The following is a 21,866-nucleotide window of genomic DNA, read 5'->3' as shown; positions in this document are numbered from 1 at the left end:
ATGCCTCCCGTCCTTGCGCCGCTCATCGCTAGCGCGTTGGTTGCTGGAGGCGTAGCCGCGACCACCGCGACCACACTAGGAACCATCATTGCCTATGTCGCGGTCACGGCGATCACGGTCGGCGCGTCGTTCCTGCTTTCCCAGCAGAAGAAGCCGAAGGGCGACCCGCAGCAGGTCACCGTCAAGCAAGCGATCCCGGCGCGGACCCGCTCCTATGGCCGGGTGAAAGTCGGCGGCGCCCTGGTTTTCATGGAGACCGGCGGGATCGGCGCATTGTTCCAAGCCATCGTGCACGGCGAGGGCGAATGGGACGCGATCGAGGAGTGGTGGCTTAACGACCAGAACGCTCACCTCTCCGGTGGGGCGGTGACGGTTCTGCCATGGGGCTCAAACATCACGATCGAAAGCAATCTTGGCTCTGCCGGCCAGGCTGCCTCGGCGAAGCTCACATCGGCCTTCGTTGGCATTTGGACAAGCGACCATCGCCTGCGCGGCCTGGCCTATTCCGTTATGCAGTTGGCTTGGGTCCAGGAGAAGGTCTTCCCCAAGGTATACCCGAACGGCCCGCCGGCGCTGCGCGTGGTCGCCCGGACTGCCAAGGTCTTCGATCCCCGCAGCAGCTCGACGGCGTTCAGCGAAAATCCGGCGCTGTGCATTCGCGACTACCTCACCCATCCGCGCGGCTTCAAGATCAGCGGCACTCAGATCGACGACGCATCGTTCTCGGCCTTCGCAAACGTGTGTGATGAACCAGTCGCACTGTCCGCGGGCGGCACGGAGGCGCGATATCGGGTCGCGCTGACTTATGACATGACGCAGGAGCCTCGTGAGGTTCTGCGGGGGCTCCTGCAAAGCTGCGACGCTGAGATCTACCCGACGGCTGACGGGAAAGTCGGCATCCGTGGCGGCAAGTGGGAAGCGCCGACGGTCACGCTAAACGAGGACCACATCCTCTCGTATCAGTATGAGCAGGGGAACGATAAGCTTGCGGCCTTCAATCGCCTCAAACTGACGTTCACCCATCGAGAGGCGGACTATCAGCCGGTCGAGATCGACCCATGGGAGGATCTGGCGACCCAGGCCGAGGTCGGCGTCCTTCAGCAGGATCTGACGCTTCAGCAAGTTCCGAGTTGGACGCAGGCCCGCCGCCTCGGGAAGATCTTCTCGGCCCGGAGCAACCCGCGACACCGCCTCACGCTTCGGACCAATGCCGCCGGCATCCTGGCGTTGGGCGAGCGCTGCGTTCACATCAAGATCGCTGAGCTTCTCATCGACCATGACTTTTTCGTCGAGAAGTTTGAGCTCGCTGGCGACCTGACCGGAGATCTGACGCTCGCATCGCTGGATTCGTCTGCATACGCGTGGAACCCGGCGACGGAGGAGGGCACGCCTCCGACCGTCCCGCAGACCACGGACACGACGTCGACGCCGCCGAAGCCAACCGGTGTTGCGTTGAGCCTTGTCCGGACGGAAGCGACGGCCGGAATGTATGTCGTCAAAATTCGGGCTGCAGCTGACGCGCTGGCCGGGACGCCTTGGCAGACGATCGGCCGCTATCGCAAGGTTGGCGACACCGCATGGATCGATATGTCGCCGGACGGCGACTGGGCGGCCATTTCGGACATCGTCGATGACGGCGGTAGTTACGAGGCCGAACTCGCTCACTCAGGCTATGGTGGGGCGGCATCTGGAACGATCGGGCCGTGGTCCGATACCGAGACAATCTCGACCGTTGCGGACCCGACCGCGCCTGATCTCCCAAGCTCGCTGGGTGTCTCGACAGGCAGTGGCGCCGCGACGGTGAGTTGGTTCAACCCAACCTCCGCGAACTTCTACAGCGTCATCGTCTACCGCGGCTCGGTGAACAACTTCTCCTTGGCGAGTGTGGTCGGCCAAGTCTACGGCGCCCCCGGCCAGTTGGCGCAGCTCAGCGATTCCGCATCGGCGGGAACCTACTACTGGTGGGTTGTCTCGACGAACCGTTCTGGAGCGGAATCCGCCCCCGTTGGGCCAGCATCTGGCACCGTGACTTGAGGCGCCCATGACCATCACCTGGCCAGCAGTGCTTGAAGTGAGGCGCTGCAATCCGAACCTGCGCAACTCGTTCAAGAGCGGTGGCCGGAGCATTTCCGGCATCGAACCCCGCGTGGTGAGCGACGCGGCCTATTGGGAAGTCGCGATCGCGGAGATCATGATCCAGGAGCGCGACGAGGCACGCGCCTATCGCGGGATGCTTGCTCGATTGAGGGATGGAGAGGCGATCGAGCTCGCCATCTTCGACGCTTATGTGCCTGTCGGGGCCGAGAGCAGCGCCGCATCGGCGATCTTCGTTTCTTCTGCAGCATTGCGGGCCACCGAGGCAACAATCCAGGTCACCGGAATTGATGTCGAAGACGGGCACCATTTCAGCATCGGTGATCGTCTCCATCTCATCACCCAGATCGTGGCGGGCCCGACAGACCCACCGCTCATCAACCCCGTGATCACCGATACAGAATGGCTCGATGAGCCTTGGACTGATGACGGCGCCGCGGCGTCTGCGCAGTATCAGATCAAGTTCCGTCCACCTCTGCGCACCGCGGTCGCGGCCGGTGCGGCTATCCGCTTCAGCGACCTAACGCTGCGCTGCGTCATTAAGGATGCAGCCGCCACCGACGGTGACGTTGATCTCGATCTAGGCCGCCTCGGCAATCCGTCCCTGGCCTTCGTCGAAGACTTCTGACGGCTCCGCCGTCCGCCCCCTCCACCGGAGATTCTGCCATGGCCATTGCCCCGATCGCGCTTGGGGATACGAGCGCGCGCGCCAAGATCAATGCGGCGATCGAGAAAGCGAATCTGGTCGACGGCAAAGCCGACGCCGCGGCGCTCGGCTCCGAAACCACGGCGCGCCAGGCCGATGTCATGGACCTCGAATTGCGCAAGGCGACGCGCGAGGCTGCAGCGGACGCGCAGATCGGTCCGGGCGAATATCCGACCTTCTGGACGGTGGATGTCGAGACAGCAGTCTCTCCGACAGCTCTGCCGCCAAGCCTGGCCGCGAACGACAGCGACGGGCGCGTGATCCGGGTCTCGGCTGCGACGAAGCTGGGGCCTATCGCGCTGGTTCGGATCGAGCCCACACGCAAATACAAGGCTCGCTTTGCCTTCCGCCGCCGGACCAACTCCCCTGATCCTGCAAATGACGCGGTGCGGCTGGCCGTCCGATGGTTCGATCAGTCGAAGACGCCACTCGCCGAGCCAGCGGGAACCACGATCATCCAGGATGTCGTCACCCTCACGACAGGCTCGGGCCGGCAGAACGTGACCGTCGTCTTCTCGCGCGAACCTGGCGCGAGTGTCGATCTGGTTGCGCCTGCTGGCACGCGCTATGGCCGGCCTTTCATCCAAACCTTCGGGCTCGGCTCGGTCACTGACATCGAGGTGATCGACTTCGTCGACATCACCGATGCATCTTTATGGTCTCCTGAGGTCACGGATCTCGATGGCCGCCTTGCGGCGGTGGAAAGCGTCGATGCAGGGAGCCGGCTCGACTATCTCGAATCCGTCGCAAGCACCCCCGAGTCGATGGCCCTTGCCAATATCGGTACGCTTGAGGCGAGTCTTATCCCGGCAAGCGTGCAGTCCGTCACGCTGCTTTCCGGCGCGGTCGACGGCGACGGCCTGGGCGGAACCTACAGACGCTCTGTTGCGCCGACATTGATCCAGTCCCTCGACGGCGCGTACTGGGTAGAGATCAACCCGTTAGTGAAGGAGCCCGACGAGCCGACCGCGATCGCTGGATTGGACTACCGCTTGCCAATGACAGCGCGGCGGACAAAGCAGAGTTTGGATGCGAACGCGGCGCCGAAGGTCCGTGCATTAGTTGGCACCGACACTGTTTCCCGCACGCTCGTCGAAGTGTCCCAAGATTGGGTAAACATCAAGGAATTCGGCATCACTTATAATGGGACTGACGAAAGCGCCAAGGTCAACGCCGCGCTCGCCAACGTCAACACCAACGCCAAGTTCCGCATCATCGTTGAGGGCGAGGTCAAGATCGCCAGCCCCGTCTTGATGCTCTCGGAAAACCTCGTGATCGAGGGCGTCTCCGGGTGGCGCTCTGCCTTCACCAGTCTGTTGCCGAACATCAAGATACTGGTCATCTCCGGTGCCAAGTGCCGCCTGGAGAACCTTGCGACTTACTACGCCGTCGCCCCGGTTGCCGGCGCCCTTGCGGTGGACTGGACAGGCGACGAGGGGAAGTCGCGAAATATCACGATCCTGAATAGCTACGATGGATGGCGTCAGGCAGGCCACGGCCACCAGTCCGACAACCTTCAGAACTTCAACTACGAGAACACCGGCATCACCGCCGCTGGAGCGATTGGGGGCTGGTTCAGCAAGTTCAAGTTGAATGCCGGCAGTGTTGCCCGTGGTTTGTCTGGAGGCATCCGGTTAATCAACCAAGTGGAAAGCGTCAACTTTCAGTTTGGCGAGGTCCTATCCGGCAAATACTCCATGACCTCCGCCGCCAGTGCGCCCGAGCTAGGTCAGCGCCCCGTGGCCAACAGGTTCTCAACGGTCTTCTTCGACGGGGCGGCGGAAGGCTCGTACCTGGAGTACCTCTACCTGACCGAGTTCGCTTCGTGCTGGTTCTCTGGTGGACGCGAGGGCGACACTGCCGGCGTACGGCTGGTGAGCGGAAACGGCGTCGGCTACACGGGCTGCGAGTGGGTGAACTGCGGTCGGGATGGGATGCTCGTCGGGCCGTCAGCGCTTAACGTCTCCGTCCACGGTGGCCGGGCCTGGGACAACGGCAAGACGGCTCCTGGCTCGATTGGCGTGAACTTCAACGGGACCAAGTACTTCGGCGTCCATGGTCTCCGAGGCGGTAACGGGATTGTCAGCGCCTATGGTCCGTGGCCGGCCGGCCAGCAATCCTACACCGTGGGCGTGCAGGCGGGGTGCGACCACTTCTTGGTGCAGGGTGTTTCGGATTACGCCAACCTCAACGGGGCAGTCTATCAAGGTGTAGCGGCCGGGGCCACAGAGGTCTATCGCGACAACTTCTGACTTCCGCTCTCAACCGGCATTTCCGGTGGCATTCTGATATGCTACCACGTCGGATCACTGCGCGATCGGGGGTCAGTCGGTATGCATGATTATAGATTGTTGGGGAGCGCAGGCAGCTATGACGCCTCCGCTCCGCAGTCTCCTCATACCGCTCAACATCCGGTCGGTGCGCAGGGGCAGGCAGTGTCATCGAAGCCTCACCTGCCCTCAAATTCTCACGATCAAAGTTTCGTCTACTGCGACTATGTGCACGCGCGGCTAGCGACAAGAAGTGCTGCCCTGAAGGTAGGTTGAGCCACTGTCGCTTGTGTAATATTTGGGGGTCGCGTGAAACATATTGAGATCGCTGGGTCTGATTATTCTTTTATCGGCAGCGAGAATGATGATTTTTACGGAAATCTTGACGGGTTTTTCGTCGATAATTCCGGCATGCGGAATTGGGTATTCGGTAATCTTCCCCGCAACGCGAATTGCTTGGATATCGGCGCGAACCTTGGCCTGACCGCCGTGACGGTCGCGAGCCACTGCGTCGATGGAACGGTCTACGCGTTTGAGCCGTCGCCTCGGAATCTGGGCTTCCTGCGGCAGAATATCGAGCAGAACAACATCAGGAACATTTCGATCGTTGAAGCGGCGCTTGGCTTCGACGAAGGGCATGTGATGTTCTCGATCCCCAACAACCTGGGGAATTCAACCGTATGGCGCAGCGCCGTCTCGGGGGAAAATTTCGCCAAGGTCAAGCTCACGAAACTCGACAAGTGGTGGCATGAGAACGGGAAGCCGCATATCAGCTTCATCAAGATCGATGTCGAAGGCTTCGAGACTGACGTCATCAAGGGCGGTGCAGAGCTCATCGCGACATGCCGCCCGAAAATGTTCGTCGAGTTCAACTCGATTACAATGATTATGGAAGCGCGAGTGAGCCCCCTGGCTTTCGCAGAGGCGATGTGGAGCGTCTTTGACGTGAAGGCGTTGGCGCCGGATGGATCTGAGCACGGCGTCGCGGATGCCCGGCTGTTCACTTTCGAGAACCTGACGAAGAGGGGGTTCTTGGAAGATGTCTTCATCTCTCCGAAGGTCGGTATCACGGCAGAGCAGATCGTCGCGGCCTTTCCCAATCTAGCGCCACCGCCATTGGTCTGAGCAATTCGTGCCATGCCTGTAGGCTTTGCTACTGCATTGCGGGTAAATGCGCGTACGATGTCCGCTCTCGCAACGCGGTTCATCATCGGCCGTTATGGCCGTGAGAACATGGGCTTCGTTTGGATGTTCATAGAGCCGGCGCTTCTTTGCGTCGGCGTTATGATTATGTGGTCTTATGCTGGCGGCCACGATAGCCATGGGGTCGGCCTAGTATCCATGGTCTTCACAGGCTACATGCCGCTAACATTGTGGCGTCACGTTTCCAATTCTGGTGGGCACATTTTCAGGTCGGCGAAGGAAATTCTGATTCACAAGAATGTGACGTATCTAGATGTATTTTTCACCAAAGTAGGAATGGAGTTTATCTCTGTCACTGCTGCTACTCTTATGATCTACGCCGGTCTTTCGACCTTCGAACTTCTGCCCCCAATATATGATCTTGCAAACGTTTTGCATGGCTGGTTCTTAATGGCGGCGATGGCATTCGGGTTCGCAACCATGCTCGCTGCGGCCAGTGAGCATATCAAGGTCGTTGAAAAGTTTGTTGCTCCGATACAGTACGTCACTCTGCCAATTTCCGGAACGTTTTTCCTTCTATCGTGGATGCCAGATAGCGCCCGTGATGTTCTCGTCTGGGTCCCGCTCGTTCACGCTTTCGAGTTGTTTCGATCGGGTTTCTTCGGCCCAAGCATCGTGACTTACGCAGACCCTAGCTATGCTTGGTTCTGCGCTATTGTATCGACTGGTTTGGGCTTCAAATATTTTGAGACGATCAAAGATCGGATCGAGTAGAACGGCAAAGCGCAGTTATTCAATCACGTCTCGCGAACCCGCCTGACCCACGTCCGCATCGGAGGGGCCTCTATGAGCATTCCAGGTTTTAAGAATCTTCCCGCAGAGATCGCTGCTGCGGTGGCATCTCCCCAGCCGACAGCCGAACAGATGGCGGAACTCCGCAAGGCGATCGAAGGCCAGAAGGCGCGCGGGGATCTGTCGATGAACCAACCGTTCAAGCCCGACGCCTACACTGAGGCGCGGATCGCAACCCAGAATGCCGTGCGCGGATAGCCGGTCCCCCATCTCTAAACGATTACACAAGCCGCCCTAGCTGGCGGGTTTTTTATTGGAGCCAGCATGTTGAACCGTAAGAGTGGGGAAGGTCTACCAGGATAACTTCTGATCGTGGCGCCCCTTGCTTATCGCTTAGCGGTCAGAAAAAGGGCGGCGAAGCCCTCGATCTCCGAATCCGCATTGAGTTCAGTGAGCTGCCCCCATGCAGCCCGTCGGACCCTAAACCTGTCGAAAGGAATGGCTTCGTAGATCTCGCGGTAGTTCACGCCTCGATTGATGAGGTGTGGAACATGGATTTCGAAGTGGATGTTATCGCTGAGGTCGAACAGCCAGGGCATGGCCTTGATCAGTTCGTACTCATACCCTTCGATGTCGATCTTGATAAAGTCGGGCCGTTCGAGAAGCATCCAGTCAGGCCGAACCAAGAGCATATTTGTTGGTGCCCCTGCGATTAGCAGGCCCTCCGCATCGGTGCGGATGGTGTCGTTTCTCGGCCCGACGCCCATCGGTACAATGACGATATTGTCGGCGCCGTTGACGAAAAAGGAGAGCGCGGCAATCTCTATGTTGATGATTGACGGCTCGAACGTATAGACGCGGCCTGACGCCTCGATTAATCCGGAATAATAAAGCGCGAAAACGCCCTGGTGTCCGCCGATATCATAAATTACGCGGGCATTGTGATGGAGGCCGGCGAACGTCTCGGTCAGAAAGTCGAAATTCATGACGTTCGGGACGGTATACCAATCCTGCCCTTCCCGATTCATGATCGGAACCTTCATGCAATGCGTGCCGAACTGCATGTGTTGGAAGTATGGTGTTGGGAGAAGTTCTGCGCAGAGGTCTTGGCTCAGAGCCGTCAAGCGCACTCGCATGCTTCGAGCTGCGGCCTGCATGGCGCTGTCATCGCCGCCAGACATCTCTTCGAATGAAGGGAGCGTCTCGGAACAATCTCTTTCAGCAATAAGGCGATAGGCAACTTTGAGGGCGTGTATATAGCGCTCGTAGGAGCGCCGCGCGTTTGTAGCAGCCATCTTCATCAGCCCTCACGGTTCCGTCTGACCTTCTCGCGTAAAGGCGCTTGCTCTTCAAGCAGCTCGCGCCGTTCATCCAGGAACAGACCTGTCGCGAGGCATAGGCCCGAACTCAATGAAGCCGATGGCGCCATCTAGGCTTTCACGAATCGCATCTATTTCGCAGCGCCTGATCCCTAAATTTGCCTCCAATCCAAATGCTCAGGCAGTTGTACAATGCCCTTGGCATTGAATTATCCGGCAGAAGCAATAGCGCCAAGCCCGCAAGGGGTCGTGAGCTGACATCCCGCCAGGTCTCTGGTGCTCTCCGAAGTCGGCGCTTTGGCCGCTTCATGGGCACTTCGAGGGGAGGGCCGGAGGGCCAGACCTAGCGAGGCCAGCGGCGGTTCGTTCCGGTCGAAATGGCCAGGATCACGAAGCAGACTGTCGCTGCGATCAGAAGCGTCGCGATTAGCGTCACTGGGATCAGCATTGCGGATCTCCGCTGCGATCATCGAAGTGTCTTCAACTTAAACCCCCCGCGTCGGGTTGGGGTTCCGCATCACATCCGGAGCATTCCATGGACACGACCGCAATTCAGCGGGCGCTGGTCGCGCTCGGCTATTCGCTTGTCGTCGATGGCAAGCCAGGACAGAAGACGAAGGCGGCCGTCCAGGCGTTCCAGATCTCGCATGGCCTGCATGTTGACGGCATCGTTGGGGCGAGGACGGAGGCGGCGCTGAGGGCGGCGGTCGCCGATAAGCCCCAGCCGCAACAGGTCGGCCTCGACCGCGCGAAGTTCTTCGCCTTCCTGCGCTCCGGCAAGGCGCCGATGTTCGGCACGTCGCTGTCCACCGGTCAGGTCACGGGCATGGAAGGAATTCTCGACGGCTTCGCGAAGGCGGGCGATGGCCGCGACAAGACGCTCGCCTACGGCCTCGCCACCGCCCGGCGGGAAGTCGGCGCCGGCATGGTCCCGGTCCGCGAGGGATTCAGCAAAACGGACGCCGCGGCGCGCGCCTACGTCGCCGAGCACTATCCGAACAAGGGCTATAGCAAGCCGGCCGGGCCATGGGGCCACGTCTACTACGGGCGCGGCTACGGGCAGCTGACTTGGTTCGACAACTACGACGCTGAGGGGATCGCCGCCGATCCTGACCGCGCGCTCGATCCCGAGTTCGCCGCCGAGTTGCTGTTCAAAGCCCTGCTCGATGGCCGTTGGAACGGGAAGGGCAAAGGGCTGGCCTTCTACCTGCCTACGGGCGGCCCGGACGACCTGAAGAACGCCCGGCGCACGGTCAACATCACCGATCACTGGCAGGAGGTCGCGGACTTCTATCGCCAGTTCATGGCGGCGATAGCAGCCGCGCGCGCCTGACGATCCCGTAGCGGCCGGGCCTGCCGTTCCTCACATCGGAGCATCATCATGAAACGTATCGTCCTGGCGCTCGGCGCCTTGGGCGCGCTGGCGCTCGCCGGCTGCCAGACCACCGCCATCGACAGCCGCATCGCCGAAGCCAGCGACCGCCTGTCGGCGCGCTGCGCAGATCTCCAGACGGCTGCGCTCGCCGTCGACCTGTTCGCGCCGGAGAAGGTGCGCGCCGCGGCACAGCAGGGGCAGGTCGTGCTCTCGCAGTTCTGCGCCAAGCCACCCCGCACCGCTGCTGATCTCGCCATCGCCATCGGCGAGACGATCAAGGCGGTGCAGGCGATCGAGGCCGCCAAGCGCGGCTGAGCCATTCTCAGAACCACGGAGATCGACATGAACTGGGATTCTGCACAGCAGCTTCTGCGTATCCTCCTGCAGGTCGGCGCCGGCGCGCTGGTCTCGAAGGGCATCCTCACAGAGGAGATGGCCGCGACTGCGACCGGTGCGGTTCTTTCGCTGGCCGGCGTGGTGTGGTGGGCCTACTGGAACCGTAAGCGGGCGGCTTGAGGTGAAGATGACGATCACCTCGGAGCTCGTCGTCTTCATCATCACGGTTCTCGGCGCGCTCGGGGCCATCTGGGCACGGATCGAGGCCATCGTCAGCCGTGCCCGGACAGAGGCGCTAGCCGCCGCGACCGGCGCCTCGAGCAAGGCTGATGTCGTCTCGAGCGATCTCGCAGCGCATCGCCTGCATGTCGCCGAGCACTATGTCAGCAAGGCGGGCCTGCGCGAACAGGTCGGGCAGGTGCTCGACCTTGTCCGCGATGTGCAGAGCGATGTCGGTAGCATCAATGAGCGGCTTGATCGGGTGATCGAGGGGCGGCGCACCGGCTGACGCCGCAAGATGGACTGGCCGGCCTAACCGGCTTCCTCCCTAAACTTGGCCCGGTCTCCGAAAGGGGGCCGGGCCATTTTTGGTTATGAGATCCGGGGGACTTGCCACCACACAGCCGCGCCGTCGACGTCGCTCATCGGGGCGTCGATGCTCCGTGCCGCGCGAAAATCATTCACTGCCTCGGCGCATGGCTTGAGAATGTAGTCGTCGATAATGACGTACCCGCCTGGGCTGACCTTGTCGTAGAGTGCTTCAAGCGCCTGGATGGTGCTCTCGTACATGTCGCCATCGAGCCGTAGAACTGCGAGCTTCTCGATCGGGGCTGCCGGAAGAGTATCCTTGAACCAGCCTTCCAGGAACACGACGCGATCATCCAGCATGCCGTAGCGCTTGAAGTTCGCTGCGACCATGTCCCGCGAAACGGCCAGCTCTTCGTAGGTCGAATGTTGGTCGCCGGTGTCGGCAGCGAAGTCGCCGCTTGGCTCTGGCAGCCCCTTGAAGCTATCGGCGACGAAAACACGACGTGCTTTATCGCCAGCCGCCGCCAGAATGGCCCGCATGTAAATGCATGCCCCACCGCGCCAGACCCCTGTTTCGATAACGTCTCCAGGCACTCCATCTGCAAGCGCGCGCTGGAGAAGCGTGCGGATGTTTCGCATCCTGGCGCTACCGATCATGGTTTCAGCAGTCGAGGGCCAGTCTCGACCAATCGCCCGCCGAGCGGGGTCATACCCGGATGTCCACGGGTCGATCGACGGATCTTCTCTCAAAGTCCCGGTCAATTCGGACTCGATAAGGTCGAGATAGAGATCGGCTGCTTCCGGCCCACTTAGCCCGCTCGGTCCCCTTGCCGTTGCGAGTCCTTTCTGGTCGGCGAGGCATGCCGCCGCCAGGATCTTATCGAGGCTCGACTTCAGGAGCTCCAGATCCGGGAGTCTGGCTGCTGCCAAATCACGCTCACGCATCAGGGCGTTGTTCAAGGCCGTGAGAGCTGTGAATTGATCCCGGCCGGCGGCTGCGTGAGCCTCTGCGGCTGCGGCCGTAGCGCGAGCGTTCGTGTCCGCGACAAGCTGCCGTAGTTCTTGGTTCACGACCTCCGCAGCCTCAACCCGTTTCAGGGCTTCGATCCGCTCGGCATTCTGCTGTGCGATGGCAGCGTAGAACCGGCTGAAAGGCGGGATCTTGCTGAGTAGGCGGGACTTTAGGCTGATTTCAGACACGATCGGCGGCTTCCTGGAGTTTGGCCCTTAGCTGCGCTATCTGCGTCGCCTGAACCGAATGCCGGTAGAGTTCGGGTGAGCTCATGACGGCAAGGAAAATGTTTTCGACGCCCTCGAGCTGTTTGCGAGGGTCATATGCTGTGGAACTGCTGCTGGCCCGAACCAAAGTGAGTGGGCGGCGCAGTCCCATTGTTCCGTATGCGGCCGCTATCCGCAGCCAGAGCACGACGTCTTCGCCGGTTCTGATCCGTTCAGGGAATTCATACCCTTCGTCGATTAGCCCGCGCTTCAGCATCACGGTTGGCGTGGCAATGCCGCAGCTCCCGATGATCTCGGGAAAGGTGTTGCCTGCGCCGGCCCCGAACAAGGTCATTGTGCCATCGAGCACGCGAAAATAGTCCGTATGACTGAACGCTTTGCCAGCCGCTTCCATCGCGTGCAACTGCTCAGCGATCTTGGTGGGCACAAACAGGTCATCGGCATCGAGGAACGCAACGTACGCGCCTCGGGCTGCACGCCAGCCATTGTTTCGAGCGTTCGCCGGGCCGGCGTTGCTCTGGCGTATCAATCGGGCGTTCGGATGTCGTTTGAGAACGGCCTCGACTTCTCCGATGTTTTCGCGGCTGCCATCGTCAACCACGATGATCTCTACGGCGGGGTGCGTCTGACGGGCAACGCTTTCGATCGCGCTGATTGCCATGTCCATCCGATCGTAAAGAGGGATGACCACAGAGACGAGAGTTGCATCCAACGCCGCTTTGGCGCGCCTGTCGATTTCGTCGGCTGCGTCCGGCAGATTGTTGGTACGCAGGAACTCAGCCATGCCGGTGAGAAAACGGAACGTTGATCCTTCCCATTGGTTCTGCTCGGATTCGGAAACGCTTTCGATCACTCGTTTCCAGAATGCCGTCGCCTCGACCACGTGATCGATCTTCTTCGAGCCCTGTTCATCATGCCAGCGGCTTTCGATCAGAACCTCGGGCATATGCACGAATGGAAACTCGCGGAACGATCTCAGCCACAGATCGTAATCCTGCGTCGTCGGCAATCCCTCATCGAAAAGGCCCACGCGATCAAAGAGCGCCTTCGGGGCGAAAATTGAGCACCCGTGAATGCAACCCCGAAGCAACGCGTAGCTCGGCTTTGCTGCCAGCATGGCGTGATCCAGTTTCACATCCGTGATCGTGGCACCGTCAGCATCAATCAGCCGATAGTCGCTGATGAGCACGACATCCGGCCGGCCGATCTCCTCCCAGTAGGCCACCTGCCTGGCGGTTTTCTCCGGTAAGTGCCCATCATCATGGGACAACCAGCAGAAAACGTCGCCTGTCATGGCCTTGACGCCTGCGTTGAGAGCAGAGGCGACGCCGCCATTCGGCTTTGCTACGTATCTGATGCGATCGCCATAAGACTTCGCGATGCGGTCTGTTTCTCCGTCATCGCGCGAGCCATCGTTGACGACGACGACTTCCGTATTGTCCCATGTCTGAGCGAGCGCGGAATCAATCGCGTGTCGCATGTAATTTGCCCCGTTGTAGACGGGGATGATGATCGAGACGCGCGTCGACTTCATTTAGGCCGCCGTCTTGTTCATCGTAAACCAGAAGATCCCGCCGTGGATGTTCGCCTTGTCCAGTTTCGGGGCGCCCCACAGTTCTTGAAGCAGAAGTCTCAACTTGTCGTGTTTGGAACAATACCAGATTGGAAGCTCAATATTGATCGATTTTCCGGCGAGAAGCCAGCATGCCAACAGATATTGCTCGCTGTAGAAGCGAGGGAGCCACTCAGGAGGGTAGTCGTCGGGCAGAAAGATGTCATGCACGCCCACGAGAACGGATGCCGGAACAAGGGGCAATATCTCCGTAAAAAATACGGTCACATCCGAGTTCTGGAATGAGCGGTGGCTCCCGTCGAAAAAAAGCACGTCATCATCAGACAGCGTCTCAAATATTGCCAGGTCGGCATCTTCGAGCTTTGCTCTGATGACTTTATCGCAGATTTTGTCGATGCCGCTGCGCGGATAAGGGTCAATCGAAATTATTTTCGTGCGCAGATTGAAGTCGGTGATAGCCTGACGGGCAAATTTAGTTGAGGTGCCGGACCCCACTTCGAGATATGTCGCGGGGTTCCTCTTGGCGAGGTAGCTGTAGATTGAGAACGCGTCGAAGGCAGGCAGCCAATCGTTGATCCAGTGAGGAGAATCTTCGTCGACTGCATGCGGCTCGATCTTACTTGCCGAGGCGATATAGGGTTTGAACGAGGAAATTGCCTCCACGTAGCGATCTTCATGTTGGCTGATGATTGGAAGAAGCGACGGATTTGAATCCTGCCCCCAGCCGTGGCGAACCTTCGGCTTTATCGCGAAGTCCAATTCGATCAGGCGATCGGCGCCCTTGAGGCCTTCGTAATGAGTCAAGCGCTCGCGGGCGTGCGAAGCCTGACGTTCCACCTCAGCCAGGCGTTCAATGTGGCTTGTGGCCTCAGCAAGCGCCGCTTCCAATTGGCCTTCTCGAATCTTGGCGCTTTTTGCGGCGGATTGAGCTTCGCGAAGTTTGCCGTATAGATCGCTCAGGCCAATGTTGCTCAGTACCCGCTCGCGCAATCCGAGCCCGCGGAGAAAACTCATTTGGTGCCCCAATCGACCAAGTTGAAGCCGTGCAACTATCATCAGTGCGTGGTTGTGCCAATTGGCGGCCCTCACCAATGCCCGTTTAAAGGTTGGTGAGCGTCGTGCCTTGACGCGAACACGAGCGCGGTAAGGGCAAGGGTGACGATTTGCCCGGTCTCGCTATGCGGCGCCGGGCTTTTTGTCGCCGACTGCCGACCTCCGCAACAATCTGCCGCTTGGGGAGTTCTTTCCTAAGGCTGCTTCTTTGGTCGGAAGGAGCCTATTTTCCTTAACTTGGCCCGCCGGAGTCAGACGCCGCTCCAGATCGAGGTCGCCGAGCGCCGGATTGCGCGCTTGCTAGAGGCCCTGGCGGATTAGTATTTTTCCCGACGAAAGCGAGAAGCGGCGCTCATCTTCGTAGTGAACCGGCGTGCCGTCCTTGAGGGTGTAGGACGTCATTGCTACGCCCAGCCAATCTCTCCAGACGATGACGACGTAGTGATTGTCGAATTCGTCCTTGCAGCGCTCCCGGTAGAGCTCTCGCTTCCGAGGCACGGGCGGGCGAACGGGGTGTCGTGCTGGCGGCCCGGCAGGCCTTCGCAACGCAACCATCTCGCACCTCACGCAGCAATGCACTGATGAGGGATTCAACCCCTTGTTCGATCAACGGTTCCGAGCGCGGTTCAGGACCGCTTCTTCCCGCCGCTAGGCTCAATGCGGCGCATGTGCTCGCGAAAGCCAACCATCGCCCCAGCAGCGCTTCACGCGAGTTTCCGGTCATGCCAGCGGTCCCAAGCCCTTACCGCCTTCTTGAGCGCACTCACTTCAGCCTCCTCGTCGTCAGAGCGCTCGCCAGCCTCCAAAGCCTTCAGTCGATCGAGAGCGAGAGCATAATCCTCCCGCGATTCGATCTCGAATTTCGAATTTGGCTCACTTGGCCTCTGATCCGGATGATGGATTGCCTTCACCTTCATCGGTCGATCCTCCTTGCAGGAGAACGAAAGGGATCGACCAACGTTCCGACCTAAGCGTCCTGGTCGATCCTGAGGGTGTGAAGTCGAAGGCAGAGACGCCACGACGAGGCGAACTAATGCAGCCCATTATCGACAAGCCCCCGCTTACCCGTTCGTCGGCACCGGGATGTCAGGTTCGCGCGCAACTCACCTCGCATCCTGCAGCGTCAACCAGAGCAGCTCGATCATGTTCTTGATCGTGAGCATGGTTCCCTCCTTTCTATTAGGAAGGAAGTACCGGCCGATGGTTGTTGCGCTTTACCCGGCCTTCGCCTTCAGCGCCGCATATCGATCGATCTCAGCACGGAGATGCGCCACGGCCTTCTCCCCGCGGATGCTCTTGATCCCCCTCATGCCATCCTTCACGCCGTCCAGAGCTTCGTTGCGGTCGCCGAGCTTCATGCCAGCGAGGTAGCGGATCTCGCACTCATGCTTCCATTCCTCGGACCAGGTGGACACCTCGCGGCCGAAGAGGACGGAGAACTTCATGGGCGGGTTGTCAGGCGGGAAGGGCATCTGCTCAATCGCGGTTAGTCTTCGCCCCGGGGTAGACCAGCAGAGCCCACCAAGGAACGATTCCACCGTGATCCCGTTCTCGACTCCGTCGAGTGGGAGTTGCGTCATGTGTGCCCAGCGAATCCTTCGATCGGGCCTACCCTCGGATACCATCAGCGGCCGGCCGATGCCGCGCGACGATGAGCGTCAAGGCGTCCTCGATCTCCGCGTTCTGCCAACTTATCGCGCCTACAGCGCAACCCGAGGATGGGGCGACAAGGTCGACGAGGTCCAGTTGCTCGCCAGCGCCTTTGCCGATCGGCTCTCGGACGTCACGAGCATCCGGAGCCTGGGCGAACTGGACGATACTGACGCGGCCAAGGTCAACGCAAACATCGCTTCGATCGCCAGGGCGGCCGACGACCTCATCTCCGCTGTGGTCAGCAATGCTGAATCTCGCGGCCTTCAGGCGACGGGGCCGTGGATGGATATCCCCCTTTTCGAGTGCCGGGAGTTCGAGATCGAGGAGCGCGACCCGATCGGAGAACAAGCAGACGACGCGTACGGTCAAATGAAGAAGTAGCTGGCGCCAATCGCCTGGTTGGAGTTGCGTTCAATGTGTGCTCGTCGGGTTCTCAGGGCCGGGCTTGGCGTCGATACGGTCAAAGGGCCAGTCACCCGGCGGCAAAAGATCGAGCGCAACCTGTTCAGCGATCCAATGCCTGTGCGCGTTGAGCCCTGCTTATCGCTCCTGAGTGGAAAGGCGCCGATCGGCGACGACTGGGCATTCGAGGTGAAGTGGGACGGCTACCGCCTCGCGGTGCATATCGAGCCGGGGAAGATGGTCCGGCTCATCACCCGCGGCGGCCACGATTGGACCAGCCGCTTCCCGACCATATCGCATGACGTGCTCGAGTTCGGTTTGGACAGCGCAATCCTCGATGGCGAGGCTGTCGTGCTCGATGAGCGCGGCGCCTCTGATTTCGGTGCGTTGCAAAAGGCGCTGGGGGGGAGAGGCGGCAAGCGTTCGGCGGCGAGCGCGATGCTCTACGCCTTCGACCTGCTCTATCTCAACGGCCAGGATCTGCGCGCTCTGCCGCTGAGGGAACGGCGGGAGATGTTAGAGAATGTCCTCGCCCGCCGGCCCCACTGTTCGATCCGGCTCAGTGAGGAGATCGACTCCGAAGGCGCGGCTTTCCTGAAGCTCGCCTGCGAGTTGGGGCTGGAAGGGATCATCGCCAAGCGCCGATCGGCTCCGTATCGTTCCGGCCGCGGCGGCGACTGGCTTAAGGTCAAGTGCATCCAGTCGGAGAGCTTTGCCATCGTCGGCTATGAGCCCTCGACCGCAGCACTCGGCGGAATCGGCCGGTTGCTGCTTGCGGCGCGCCGCGGCGATGATTTGGTCTATGTCGGCGGCGTCGGTACCGGCTTCAGCTATGCCAGCGGACCAGCGCTGCGCAAGCTGATGGACACGTTGATCGTTGAGAAGCCGGCTGCCGACATGGCGCGCCGGCGCAAAAAGGCCCGGTGGCTCTGCCCTGCGCTCGTCGCCGAAATCGAGTTCCGCGCCTGGACAGACGACGGCAAGTTGCGTCACGCGTCGTTCAAGGGGTTGCGCGACGATGCGGACGAAGCTGGAGTCTATGAGATACCAGCGTGAGGTCAGAGCCTGTGCTTCGACAGCCAGACCTCAACGTCGAATACAAGCGCGATCAAAAGCTTCTCCTCTGGCGTGTCTTCCAGGGCTCCTGAGAGCTCCTGAATCTTCTCCATCGCCCTTTCGTATTCCGCCTCAGTGTTGATCATTGGCGCCTCCTGCGTCGGCTCTTCAGCCGTTCTGCTTGTGGTAGGCGTACGAACTCGGGTTGGACAACTCGGCTTGCCCCAAACTGATGGCGCGTTCTGTCTCCTCCTGATCCGTCAGCCACCGCGCAATCCGTTTTGCGAGGGCTTCGGCCTCTTCCATGGAAAGCCTCTTTCGAACCTGACGCCTCACGCCCGGCTCATCGTCGAAGTAGATCGCGAACAGCGATATCTCGTGCGCATCACGGACGATGTAGCTCTCTTCGTAGCGGCTGATTTTGAGGGGCAGCTTCATCCCTCACGATTCCCCGTCTGTTCTCGTTTGTCGAGTTGTGACGTAAGGTGATGTGGTGTGGGTTAGGAGCAGCCATCATGGCGCGCCTATGGTTCGATCCTCCGGTTTCCGTGCTGAGCGATCGGCCCGGTGTCGTGATCGCGGTCAGCTCGGTTGAGCGTGCCGCCGAGCAGCTCCTATCCTGGCGAGAGCATGGGGCAAGATGGCGGATCGCTGTGCAAGCCTGCATGGACGCGATCAGCGGCGCCGGCACAGCCAGCCAAGCGCGGGAGGCTTTCATCGCAGCTGCGGAGGATGCGGGGAAGCTGCTATGAACCCCCATCTCACTCTCCCTGCGCCCGGATGGCTGCGGCGATGCAGCGCGCGACCTCTGCCCCATCTGAGCACTGACTAGCCTCGCCATCAAAGTCGTCCGCCACCTTCGCCGCCCGCTCCCTCTCCGCAGCGAGCGCGGCTTCGGCGGCTAGGGCGCGGGTTCGTTCGGCGTTGAGTGCGGCCTGGAGTTGGTCGGCCTTGTCGCGCCAGTAGCTAGCGTAGCTCATCGCGGGGCTCCAAGGCGTCGCGGCCGGCGGGGGTCAGGGACCAGCGGCGCGGCTTCATCAGTACCTCGACAAGGCCGAAACGGCGCATCCGTTGACGCAACCGATCCTCATATCGGTCAGCAGGCTTCAAACTTTTACCGCCATGCACGCGCTCCAGAAAGTCGCGCTCGTCAGCGTTCAGCTTCTCAGCCATGGCCTTCGTTCTCCTTGGCGGGGCGGGAGGAGACGAACTTGGACTTGAGTCGCCACATCGGGCAGGTCCATTTCGTCCGGCGGCTCTTCGCGTACATGCAGTCGGAAGGCGCGCCGTAGTCCAGCACACAGCCATCCGGCTCTTCGTCGGGTGCTAGATCAACGACGCAACCGTACAGGTGCTCGCGCTCATCCCGTTCGGCCTTCGTCAGCTTAGCCATGGGTGTCTCCCTCCTTCGGCATGGCGGCGCGGGAGGGGGCTTTTGAGTACGCATCCGCGAGACCTGCGGGACTGTTCTCCAGAGCCGAGAGAGCGGCACGCAGCATCACCCGAGCTACCGAGACACGTTCCCACGCATCAGGGGCGCCACCGGTGATCGAGCCATCGCAATCAATGTCCCCAAGAACGGAGAGCGCAGCCTGAGCCGCTGGCGCAAGGCCGTCATCGGCAACGGCGGAGGCGTCAATGTCTTTCCCGCAATCTGCCAGCCAACCGGGGACGTTGGTGCCATCGGGAAGCCCGTGCACGGCATGCGCATAGAGGAGCTTTGCGGAAGTGAGGAGGCGTGCGTGTGTCATCGGACGCGCCACCTGAGCAGAGGTGGCACGCTGGGCGTGAAGGTTTTGGCAGTGGTTCAGGCCGTCAGCCGCCGTTTGGCATCGGACCCAATCGTCCTCTGCGCCATCCGACCCGGCTGCCCAGAGGATTTCACTGCCGCTGAGAGCCCCATGGACGTGATAGACACGGCCGCCGAAACTGGCGAACCAGCTTCCCTCGTTGTCCTGCCGCCAGTGCAATCTCTCCGCGCTGCTACGCTCTGGCCGGACACTCGCGGATGCCACATCAGATCCACTCATGCCCGCCCCTCCGCGTCGGTGGCAGAGGCGAGCGCAGAGAGGATGCGGGTCTCGTAATCCTGCTGGGCGGCGGCTTTGGCAGCTTCCGGGTCGTCCTTGTCAGCGATCGGGATGCCGTTGAAGGAAGCCTCCCAGCCATAGCTGTCGCTGCCGAAATACATTTCGATGTAGTAGCAGCCGAAGGGCGTGGTTGCCGTGTGATCGCCGGTCGCTTCGGTGCGCGGGTCTTCATCTGACCGGGCGCGCTCGACCGCATGCCACTCCAGCGCCTTGACCTTCACCCCCACGCTCGCCCCGGTCTCCGCAGAGGTTGCGGGGGTGGCGGGCGCTAGGGCGGCGCGCTCACGAACGGCGGCTTCATAGTTCGGAAGCTGCTCGGCCCGGTTCAGCATCGCCATGCCCTGCGGATAAGCGAACTGGCAGAGTTTGTTCGAGAGCGTGTCGATCTCGTCCATCGCCCAGTTCAAAGCCTCCCGCATCTCCACCGTGGCGGCCGAGGGGTGGGCGGCCAACGCAGTGCGCCATCCTTGCAAATATGCTTCGTGCCGAATGTCGATCTCGCTCGCCTCACCCCTCGGGCTGGCGTCGCTGGCGAGGGCACTCAGGATGCGGCGCTCGTATCTGGACTGAGCTGCAGCCTTGAACTCTGAAATCTCGGCATCTGGCTGCCCTTTCAAATCGAGGCGAGCGAACTCATTACCGAAGCAATCCGTCGCGATCAGCTTCGTCGAATTGCCCCACGATCTGCACTCGCGAAACTCAAGCGGCTTCACCAGCAACCCGCTCACGTCCGATCCTCCGGCGCTGGGGCAGAGGTGAGGGCGGCGAGGTATGCGGATACGGCGGCCTCTGCGAGTTGAGGCCAAATCCGAGCCAAGGCGGAATGGATCAGGTCAAGCCGACATTCCTTCATGGCGTTCTCGGCAGCCAGAAGCGCCTTCTCATTGATTTGCACATCCACCCCGCTCGCCGGCAAGGCTTCAGGGGATGGGGAGGCGGGCTCGTATGTGGCGGCGAAGATATCGGGCTTGCAGGGGTAGATTTCGCCCTTGACGCCTTTGATGATCCAGTCGTTGAGGCTGGCTTGCATCTCGCCTTCAAGCGTCGGGATTAGGAGCGTGTAGCCGTCAAGGTCGTTGACGGGCTTCCCGGCCCACCGCTCGATGGTGTCGAACGTTGATTGATCGCCGTCCCACCGGACCGCCTCAATCACGACAGGCTTTTTGCGCCACTGCGCCACCGTCCCCTGCGCGGCGGGGGTTGAGAGAGGGGTCATGGGCGGTGCCTTTCGAAGAAGTCTCGATCTACGCGGCGAATCTCGTCTCGATCCTCACGCATGCGGTCGGGATCACGCTCCCGCTCATCGGCAAGCTGATCTTCCCAAGGACACGAGCAGCCGGGCATTTCCTCCTCAAGCTCGCACTGGCGCGTGGAGTAAGCCCCACAGAATGGGCAAAGCGTGTCAGGCATCGCTCTCCTCCTTCGAAAGGTTTGAAGGGCTGACGAACGTGCAGTCGTCAGGATGACCGCAGCAAAGACCTGCGTCGTATGTCGGTGCGTGCGGACATGGCGCAGAAGCAGGCGCGAGACCGGCGAAGCCCGCCTCCCTCTGTTCCGTCCCTGGATCGGAGGGGGGATTATTTGTGGCATCCGCGAGCCGACTGCCAGAACTCTCGACACGTTCGAGCCTCTGGGCGCCGCAGGTGAGCGCGAAGTATGCCGTCTCGCCGTCTTCCCGCTTCACGTGGCAACGGTTCATCAGGTTGCAGGCGACGACCTCTACGATGTCGCCTAGCTTAGCGAAGCCGGGCGCGCCCATACCGACAATGCGGAGCTTGTCGCCGGGAAAGATGGTTGCGTAGTCGATCATGGGCGCGCCTCCAGTTAGACCGTGTGGGTGCCTTCAACGCCCCGACGCATGCGAGCGATGGTCCGCTGCTGAAGCCAGTGCTGAGCTTCTTCGATCTTCGTCAGCGCCAGCGCGTTCTCGCGGCACGAAAACGGCCCAGCCTGAAAGCTGCGGAGCCTATCAGCGACGATGGCGAGCAAGACCTCCTGCGTCACGCCATTGACGCCGACCTCGTTGATCGGCCCGTTCTGGAAGAGGATCGTCGCATGCTCGGAGGGCTGGCCATGTCGTTCGGTGAACGGGCATGATGTATTGGTCCCGGTGTTGAAGCCGCGAACCATGTAAAGGTGGTTGGCGCCGCCAGCCCCCGGATTATCCTCGACAGTGATCGTCAGCTTGTCGTTAGCCGGGTTGACGACGTGATCGTTGATCGTACGCATTTCTCTTC

General features: G+C 60.8%; 30 protein-coding genes. 13 read left to right on the top strand and 17 right to left on the bottom strand.

All coding sequences use genetic code 11. The features are described 5' to 3' along the window. The 6 genes from AC1DE3_RS01150 to AC1DE3_RS01125 all read left to right on the top strand — a co-directional run bounded on the left by AC1DE3_RS01150 (position 1) and on the right by AC1DE3_RS01125 (position 7,263). Positions 1 to 2,034, top strand: coding sequence for a phage tail protein (locus tag AC1DE3_RS01150; protein ID WP_476851938.1), 2,034 nt, complete (start codon positions 1 to 3; stop codon positions 2,032 to 2,034). A 7-nt stretch (positions 2,035 to 2,041) separates the two neighbouring features. Then, positions 2,042 to 2,722: a hypothetical protein gene (locus tag AC1DE3_RS01145; protein WP_476851937.1), complete on the top strand. Its 681-nt coding sequence runs from the start codon at positions 2,042 to 2,044 to the stop codon at positions 2,720 to 2,722. A gap of 38 nt (positions 2,723 to 2,760) precedes the next feature. Further along, positions 2,761 to 5,052, top strand: coding sequence for a hypothetical protein (locus tag AC1DE3_RS01140; protein ID WP_476851936.1), 2,292 nt, complete (start codon positions 2,761 to 2,763; stop codon positions 5,050 to 5,052). Positions 5,053 to 5,379: 327 nt separating this feature from the next. Beyond that, positions 5,380 to 6,195 (top strand): FkbM family methyltransferase, encoded by an 816-nt coding sequence (locus AC1DE3_RS01135; RefSeq protein ID WP_476851935.1) that lies wholly within the window; start codon positions 5,380 to 5,382, stop codon positions 6,193 to 6,195. A gap of 57 nt (positions 6,196 to 6,252) precedes the next feature. Beyond that, positions 6,253 to 6,987: an ABC transporter permease gene (locus AC1DE3_RS01130; protein WP_476851934.1), complete on the top strand. Its 735-nt coding sequence runs from the start codon at positions 6,253 to 6,255 to the stop codon at positions 6,985 to 6,987. Between the two features lie 72 nt (positions 6,988 to 7,059). After that, on the top strand, positions 7,060 to 7,263 hold the full coding sequence (locus AC1DE3_RS01125) for a hypothetical protein (protein WP_476851933.1): 204 nt from the start codon (positions 7,060 to 7,062) through the stop codon (positions 7,261 to 7,263). 128 nt (positions 7,264 to 7,391) lie between these two features. On the opposite strand, the gene AC1DE3_RS01120 is transcribed toward AC1DE3_RS01125, so the two are convergent. After that, the gene (locus AC1DE3_RS01120; protein WP_476851932.1) at positions 7,392 to 8,306 is read right to left on the bottom strand and encodes an FkbM family methyltransferase; all 915 of its coding nucleotides are present in this window, start codon (positions 8,304 to 8,306) and stop codon (positions 7,392 to 7,394) included. A 553-nt stretch (positions 8,307 to 8,859) separates the two neighbouring features. Here AC1DE3_RS01120 and AC1DE3_RS01115 point away from each other — a divergent pair. From AC1DE3_RS01115 to AC1DE3_RS01100, 4 genes are read left to right on the top strand one after another with little or no spacing between them, the layout of a single operon-like run. Further along, entirely contained in the window at positions 8,860 to 9,657 is a 798-nt protein-coding gene (locus AC1DE3_RS01115; RefSeq protein ID WP_476851931.1) for a peptidoglycan-binding protein, read from the top strand. Positions 9,658 to 9,705: 48 nt separating this feature from the next. Continuing rightward, the gene (locus tag AC1DE3_RS01110) at positions 9,706 to 10,014 is read left to right on the top strand and encodes a hypothetical protein (RefSeq protein WP_441510235.1); all 309 of its coding nucleotides are present in this window, start codon (positions 9,706 to 9,708) and stop codon (positions 10,012 to 10,014) included. Positions 10,015 to 10,041: 27 nt separating this feature from the next. After that, the gene (locus AC1DE3_RS01105) at positions 10,042 to 10,215 is read left to right on the top strand and encodes a Pam3-gp28 family putative phage holin (protein WP_441510234.1); all 174 of its coding nucleotides are present in this window, start codon (positions 10,042 to 10,044) and stop codon (positions 10,213 to 10,215) included. A gap of 7 nt (positions 10,216 to 10,222) precedes the next feature. Further along, entirely contained in the window at positions 10,223 to 10,543 is a 321-nt protein-coding gene (locus tag AC1DE3_RS01100) for a hypothetical protein (RefSeq protein ID WP_476851930.1), read from the top strand. A gap of 83 nt (positions 10,544 to 10,626) precedes the next feature. On the opposite strand, the gene AC1DE3_RS01095 is transcribed toward AC1DE3_RS01100, so the two are convergent. The 6 genes from AC1DE3_RS01095 to AC1DE3_RS01070 all read right to left on the bottom strand — a co-directional run bounded on the left by AC1DE3_RS01095 (position 10,627) and on the right by AC1DE3_RS01070 (position 15,873). Continuing rightward, on the bottom strand, positions 10,627 to 11,763 hold the full coding sequence (locus AC1DE3_RS01095; protein ID WP_476851929.1) for a TylF/MycF/NovP-related O-methyltransferase: 1,137 nt from the start codon (positions 11,761 to 11,763) through the stop codon (positions 10,627 to 10,629). Then, positions 11,756 to 13,336: a glycosyltransferase family 2 protein gene (locus AC1DE3_RS01090; protein WP_476851928.1), complete on the bottom strand. Its 1,581-nt coding sequence runs from the start codon at positions 13,334 to 13,336 to the stop codon at positions 11,756 to 11,758. Before AC1DE3_RS01090 ends, AC1DE3_RS01095 begins: the two co-directional genes overlap by 8 nt. After that, positions 13,337 to 14,389 carry a class I SAM-dependent methyltransferase gene (locus AC1DE3_RS01085; protein WP_476851927.1) on the bottom strand — a complete coding sequence of 351 codons (1,053 nt, stop codon included), beginning with the start codon at positions 14,387 to 14,389 and terminating at the stop codon, positions 13,337 to 13,339. A 339-nt stretch (positions 14,390 to 14,728) separates the two neighbouring features. Further along, positions 14,729 to 14,926 (bottom strand): hypothetical protein, encoded by a 198-nt coding sequence (locus AC1DE3_RS01080; protein WP_441510225.1) that lies wholly within the window; start codon positions 14,924 to 14,926, stop codon positions 14,729 to 14,731. Positions 14,927 to 15,132: 206 nt separating this feature from the next. Continuing rightward, entirely contained in the window at positions 15,133 to 15,345 is a 213-nt protein-coding gene (locus tag AC1DE3_RS01075) for a hypothetical protein (RefSeq protein ID WP_441510224.1), read from the bottom strand. Positions 15,346 to 15,642: 297 nt separating this feature from the next. Further along, a complete protein-coding gene (locus tag AC1DE3_RS01070; RefSeq protein WP_441510223.1) occupies positions 15,643 to 15,873 on the bottom strand; it encodes a DUF7696 family protein in 231 nt (76 codons plus the stop codon). Positions 15,874 to 16,066: 193 nt separating this feature from the next. Here AC1DE3_RS01070 and AC1DE3_RS01065 point away from each other — a divergent pair, with 193 nt between their 5' ends. Next, on the top strand, positions 16,067 to 16,462 hold the full coding sequence (locus tag AC1DE3_RS01065; protein ID WP_441510222.1) for a hypothetical protein: 396 nt from the start codon (positions 16,067 to 16,069) through the stop codon (positions 16,460 to 16,462). A gap of 135 nt (positions 16,463 to 16,597) precedes the next feature. Further along, positions 16,598 to 17,539, top strand: coding sequence for a non-homologous end-joining DNA ligase (ligD, locus tag AC1DE3_RS01060; RefSeq protein WP_476851926.1), 942 nt, complete (start codon positions 16,598 to 16,600; stop codon positions 17,537 to 17,539). 2 nt (positions 17,540 to 17,541) lie between these two features. Here ligD and AC1DE3_RS01055 read toward each other — a convergent pair whose 3' ends face one another. Together AC1DE3_RS01055 and AC1DE3_RS01050 are read right to left on the bottom strand one after the other, a co-directional pair. Next, positions 17,542 to 17,685, bottom strand: coding sequence for a hypothetical protein (locus tag AC1DE3_RS01055; RefSeq protein ID WP_476851925.1), 144 nt, complete (start codon positions 17,683 to 17,685; stop codon positions 17,542 to 17,544). Positions 17,686 to 17,707: 22 nt separating this feature from the next. Further along, the gene (locus AC1DE3_RS01050; RefSeq protein WP_476851924.1) at positions 17,708 to 17,977 is read right to left on the bottom strand and encodes a hypothetical protein; all 270 of its coding nucleotides are present in this window, start codon (positions 17,975 to 17,977) and stop codon (positions 17,708 to 17,710) included. A gap of 50 nt (positions 17,978 to 18,027) precedes the next feature. Between AC1DE3_RS01050 and AC1DE3_RS01045 the strand changes: the two genes are divergently transcribed. After that, positions 18,028 to 18,291, top strand: coding sequence for a DUF982 domain-containing protein (locus AC1DE3_RS01045; RefSeq protein WP_476851923.1), 264 nt, complete (start codon positions 18,028 to 18,030; stop codon positions 18,289 to 18,291). A 9-nt stretch (positions 18,292 to 18,300) separates the two neighbouring features. Here the strand turns inward: AC1DE3_RS01045 and AC1DE3_RS01040 are convergent, their stop codons facing one another. The 8 genes from AC1DE3_RS01040 to AC1DE3_RS01005 all read right to left on the bottom strand — a co-directional run bounded on the left by AC1DE3_RS01040 (position 18,301) and on the right by AC1DE3_RS01005 (position 21,858). Further along, on the bottom strand, positions 18,301 to 18,519 hold the full coding sequence (locus AC1DE3_RS01040; RefSeq protein ID WP_476851922.1) for a hypothetical protein: 219 nt from the start codon (positions 18,517 to 18,519) through the stop codon (positions 18,301 to 18,303). Continuing rightward, complete coding sequence (locus AC1DE3_RS01035; protein WP_476851921.1) at positions 18,506 to 18,712, bottom strand: hypothetical protein; 207 nt, start codon at positions 18,710 to 18,712, stop codon at positions 18,506 to 18,508. Before AC1DE3_RS01035 ends, AC1DE3_RS01040 begins: the two co-directional genes overlap by 14 nt. Beyond that, positions 18,705 to 18,932 carry a hypothetical protein gene (locus AC1DE3_RS01030; protein WP_476851920.1) on the bottom strand — a complete coding sequence of 76 codons (228 nt, stop codon included), beginning with the start codon at positions 18,930 to 18,932 and terminating at the stop codon, positions 18,705 to 18,707. Before AC1DE3_RS01030 ends, AC1DE3_RS01035 begins: the two co-directional genes overlap by 8 nt. Further along, positions 18,925 to 19,290, bottom strand: a complete 366-nt coding sequence (locus tag AC1DE3_RS01025) for a hypothetical protein (protein WP_476851919.1) — start codon at positions 19,288 to 19,290, stop codon at positions 18,925 to 18,927. Before AC1DE3_RS01025 ends, AC1DE3_RS01030 begins: the two co-directional genes overlap by 8 nt. A 275-nt stretch (positions 19,291 to 19,565) precedes the next feature. Continuing rightward, on the bottom strand, positions 19,566 to 20,357 hold the full coding sequence (locus tag AC1DE3_RS01020; RefSeq protein ID WP_476851918.1) for a hypothetical protein: 792 nt from the start codon (positions 20,355 to 20,357) through the stop codon (positions 19,566 to 19,568). Continuing rightward, positions 20,354 to 20,845 (bottom strand): hypothetical protein, encoded by a 492-nt coding sequence (locus AC1DE3_RS01015; RefSeq protein ID WP_476851917.1) that lies wholly within the window; start codon positions 20,843 to 20,845, stop codon positions 20,354 to 20,356. Before AC1DE3_RS01015 ends, AC1DE3_RS01020 begins: the two co-directional genes overlap by 4 nt. Positions 20,846 to 21,031: 186 nt before the next feature. Continuing rightward, complete coding sequence (locus AC1DE3_RS01010) at positions 21,032 to 21,439, bottom strand: hypothetical protein (protein WP_476851916.1); 408 nt, start codon at positions 21,437 to 21,439, stop codon at positions 21,032 to 21,034. Positions 21,440 to 21,453: 14 nt separating this feature from the next. Then, the gene (locus tag AC1DE3_RS01005) at positions 21,454 to 21,858 is read right to left on the bottom strand and encodes an Acb2/Tad1 domain-containing protein (RefSeq protein ID WP_476851915.1); all 405 of its coding nucleotides are present in this window, start codon (positions 21,856 to 21,858) and stop codon (positions 21,454 to 21,456) included. Positions 21,859 to 21,866 lie beyond the last annotated feature (8 nt).

The organism is Allobosea sp. 10L417 (genome assembly GCF_056395485.1).
This window is presented reverse-complemented; position numbering and strand designations above follow the sequence as displayed.

Bases quoted from the DNA above. Each gene is read 5' to 3' on its own strand.
- AC1DE3_RS01125 (WP_476851933.1), top strand. From the start codon at position 7,060: ATGAGCATTCCAGGTTTTAAGAATCTTCCCGCAGAGATCGCTGCTGCG.
- AC1DE3_RS01025 (WP_476851919.1), bottom strand. From the start codon at position 19,290: ATGACACACGCACGCCTCCTCACTTCCGCAAAGCTCCTCTATGCGCAT.
- AC1DE3_RS01050 (WP_476851924.1), bottom strand. From the start codon at position 17,977: ATGAAGCTGCCCCTCAAAATCAGCCGCTACGAAGAGAGCTACATCGTC.
- AC1DE3_RS01005 (WP_476851915.1), bottom strand. From the start codon at position 21,858: ATGCGTACGATCAACGATCACGTCGTCAACCCGGCTAACGACAAGCTG.
- AC1DE3_RS01150 (WP_476851938.1), top strand. From the start codon at position 1: ATGCCTCCCGTCCTTGCGCCGCTCATCGCTAGCGCGTTGGTTGCTGGA.
- AC1DE3_RS01145 (WP_476851937.1), top strand. From the start codon at position 2,042: ATGACCATCACCTGGCCAGCAGTGCTTGAAGTGAGGCGCTGCAATCCG.
- AC1DE3_RS01090 (WP_476851928.1), bottom strand. From the start codon at position 13,336: ATGAAGTCGACGCGCGTCTCGATCATCATCCCCGTCTACAACGGGGCA.
- AC1DE3_RS01055 (WP_476851925.1), bottom strand. From the start codon at position 17,685: ATGATCAACACTGAGGCGGAATACGAAAGGGCGATGGAGAAGATTCAG.
- AC1DE3_RS01100 (WP_476851930.1), top strand. From the start codon at position 10,223: ATGACGATCACCTCGGAGCTCGTCGTCTTCATCATCACGGTTCTCGGC.
- AC1DE3_RS01085 (WP_476851927.1), bottom strand. From the start codon at position 14,389: ATGAGTTTTCTCCGCGGGCTCGGATTGCGCGAGCGGGTACTGAGCAAC.
- AC1DE3_RS01010 (WP_476851916.1), bottom strand. From the start codon at position 21,439: ATGATCGACTACGCAACCATCTTTCCCGGCGACAAGCTCCGCATTGTC.
- AC1DE3_RS01040 (WP_476851922.1), bottom strand. From the start codon at position 18,519: ATGAGCTACGCTAGCTACTGGCGCGACAAGGCCGACCAACTCCAGGCC.
- AC1DE3_RS01115 (WP_476851931.1), top strand. From the start codon at position 8,860: ATGGACACGACCGCAATTCAGCGGGCGCTGGTCGCGCTCGGCTATTCG.
- AC1DE3_RS01035 (WP_476851921.1), bottom strand. From the start codon at position 18,712: ATGGCTGAGAAGCTGAACGCTGACGAGCGCGACTTTCTGGAGCGCGTG.
- AC1DE3_RS01105 (WP_441510234.1), top strand. From the start codon at position 10,042: ATGAACTGGGATTCTGCACAGCAGCTTCTGCGTATCCTCCTGCAGGTC.
- AC1DE3_RS01045 (WP_476851923.1), top strand. From the start codon at position 18,028: ATGTGGTGTGGGTTAGGAGCAGCCATCATGGCGCGCCTATGGTTCGAT.
- ligD (WP_476851926.1), top strand. From the start codon at position 16,598: ATGCCTGTGCGCGTTGAGCCCTGCTTATCGCTCCTGAGTGGAAAGGCG.
- AC1DE3_RS01030 (WP_476851920.1), bottom strand. From the start codon at position 18,932: ATGGCTAAGCTGACGAAGGCCGAACGGGATGAGCGCGAGCACCTGTAC.
- AC1DE3_RS01120 (WP_476851932.1), bottom strand. From the start codon at position 8,306: ATGAAGATGGCTGCTACAAACGCGCGGCGCTCCTACGAGCGCTATATA.
- AC1DE3_RS01130 (WP_476851934.1), top strand. From the start codon at position 6,253: ATGTCCGCTCTCGCAACGCGGTTCATCATCGGCCGTTATGGCCGTGAG.
- AC1DE3_RS01075 (WP_441510224.1), bottom strand. From the start codon at position 15,345: ATGAAGGTGAAGGCAATCCATCATCCGGATCAGAGGCCAAGTGAGCCA.
- AC1DE3_RS01110 (WP_441510235.1), top strand. From the start codon at position 9,706: ATGAAACGTATCGTCCTGGCGCTCGGCGCCTTGGGCGCGCTGGCGCTC.
- AC1DE3_RS01015 (WP_476851917.1), bottom strand. From the start codon at position 20,845: ATGACCCCTCTCTCAACCCCCGCCGCGCAGGGGACGGTGGCGCAGTGG.
- AC1DE3_RS01140 (WP_476851936.1), top strand. From the start codon at position 2,761: ATGGCCATTGCCCCGATCGCGCTTGGGGATACGAGCGCGCGCGCCAAG.
- AC1DE3_RS01065 (WP_441510222.1), top strand. From the start codon at position 16,067: ATGCCGCGCGACGATGAGCGTCAAGGCGTCCTCGATCTCCGCGTTCTG.
- AC1DE3_RS01070 (WP_441510223.1), bottom strand. From the start codon at position 15,873: ATGAAGTTCTCCGTCCTCTTCGGCCGCGAGGTGTCCACCTGGTCCGAG.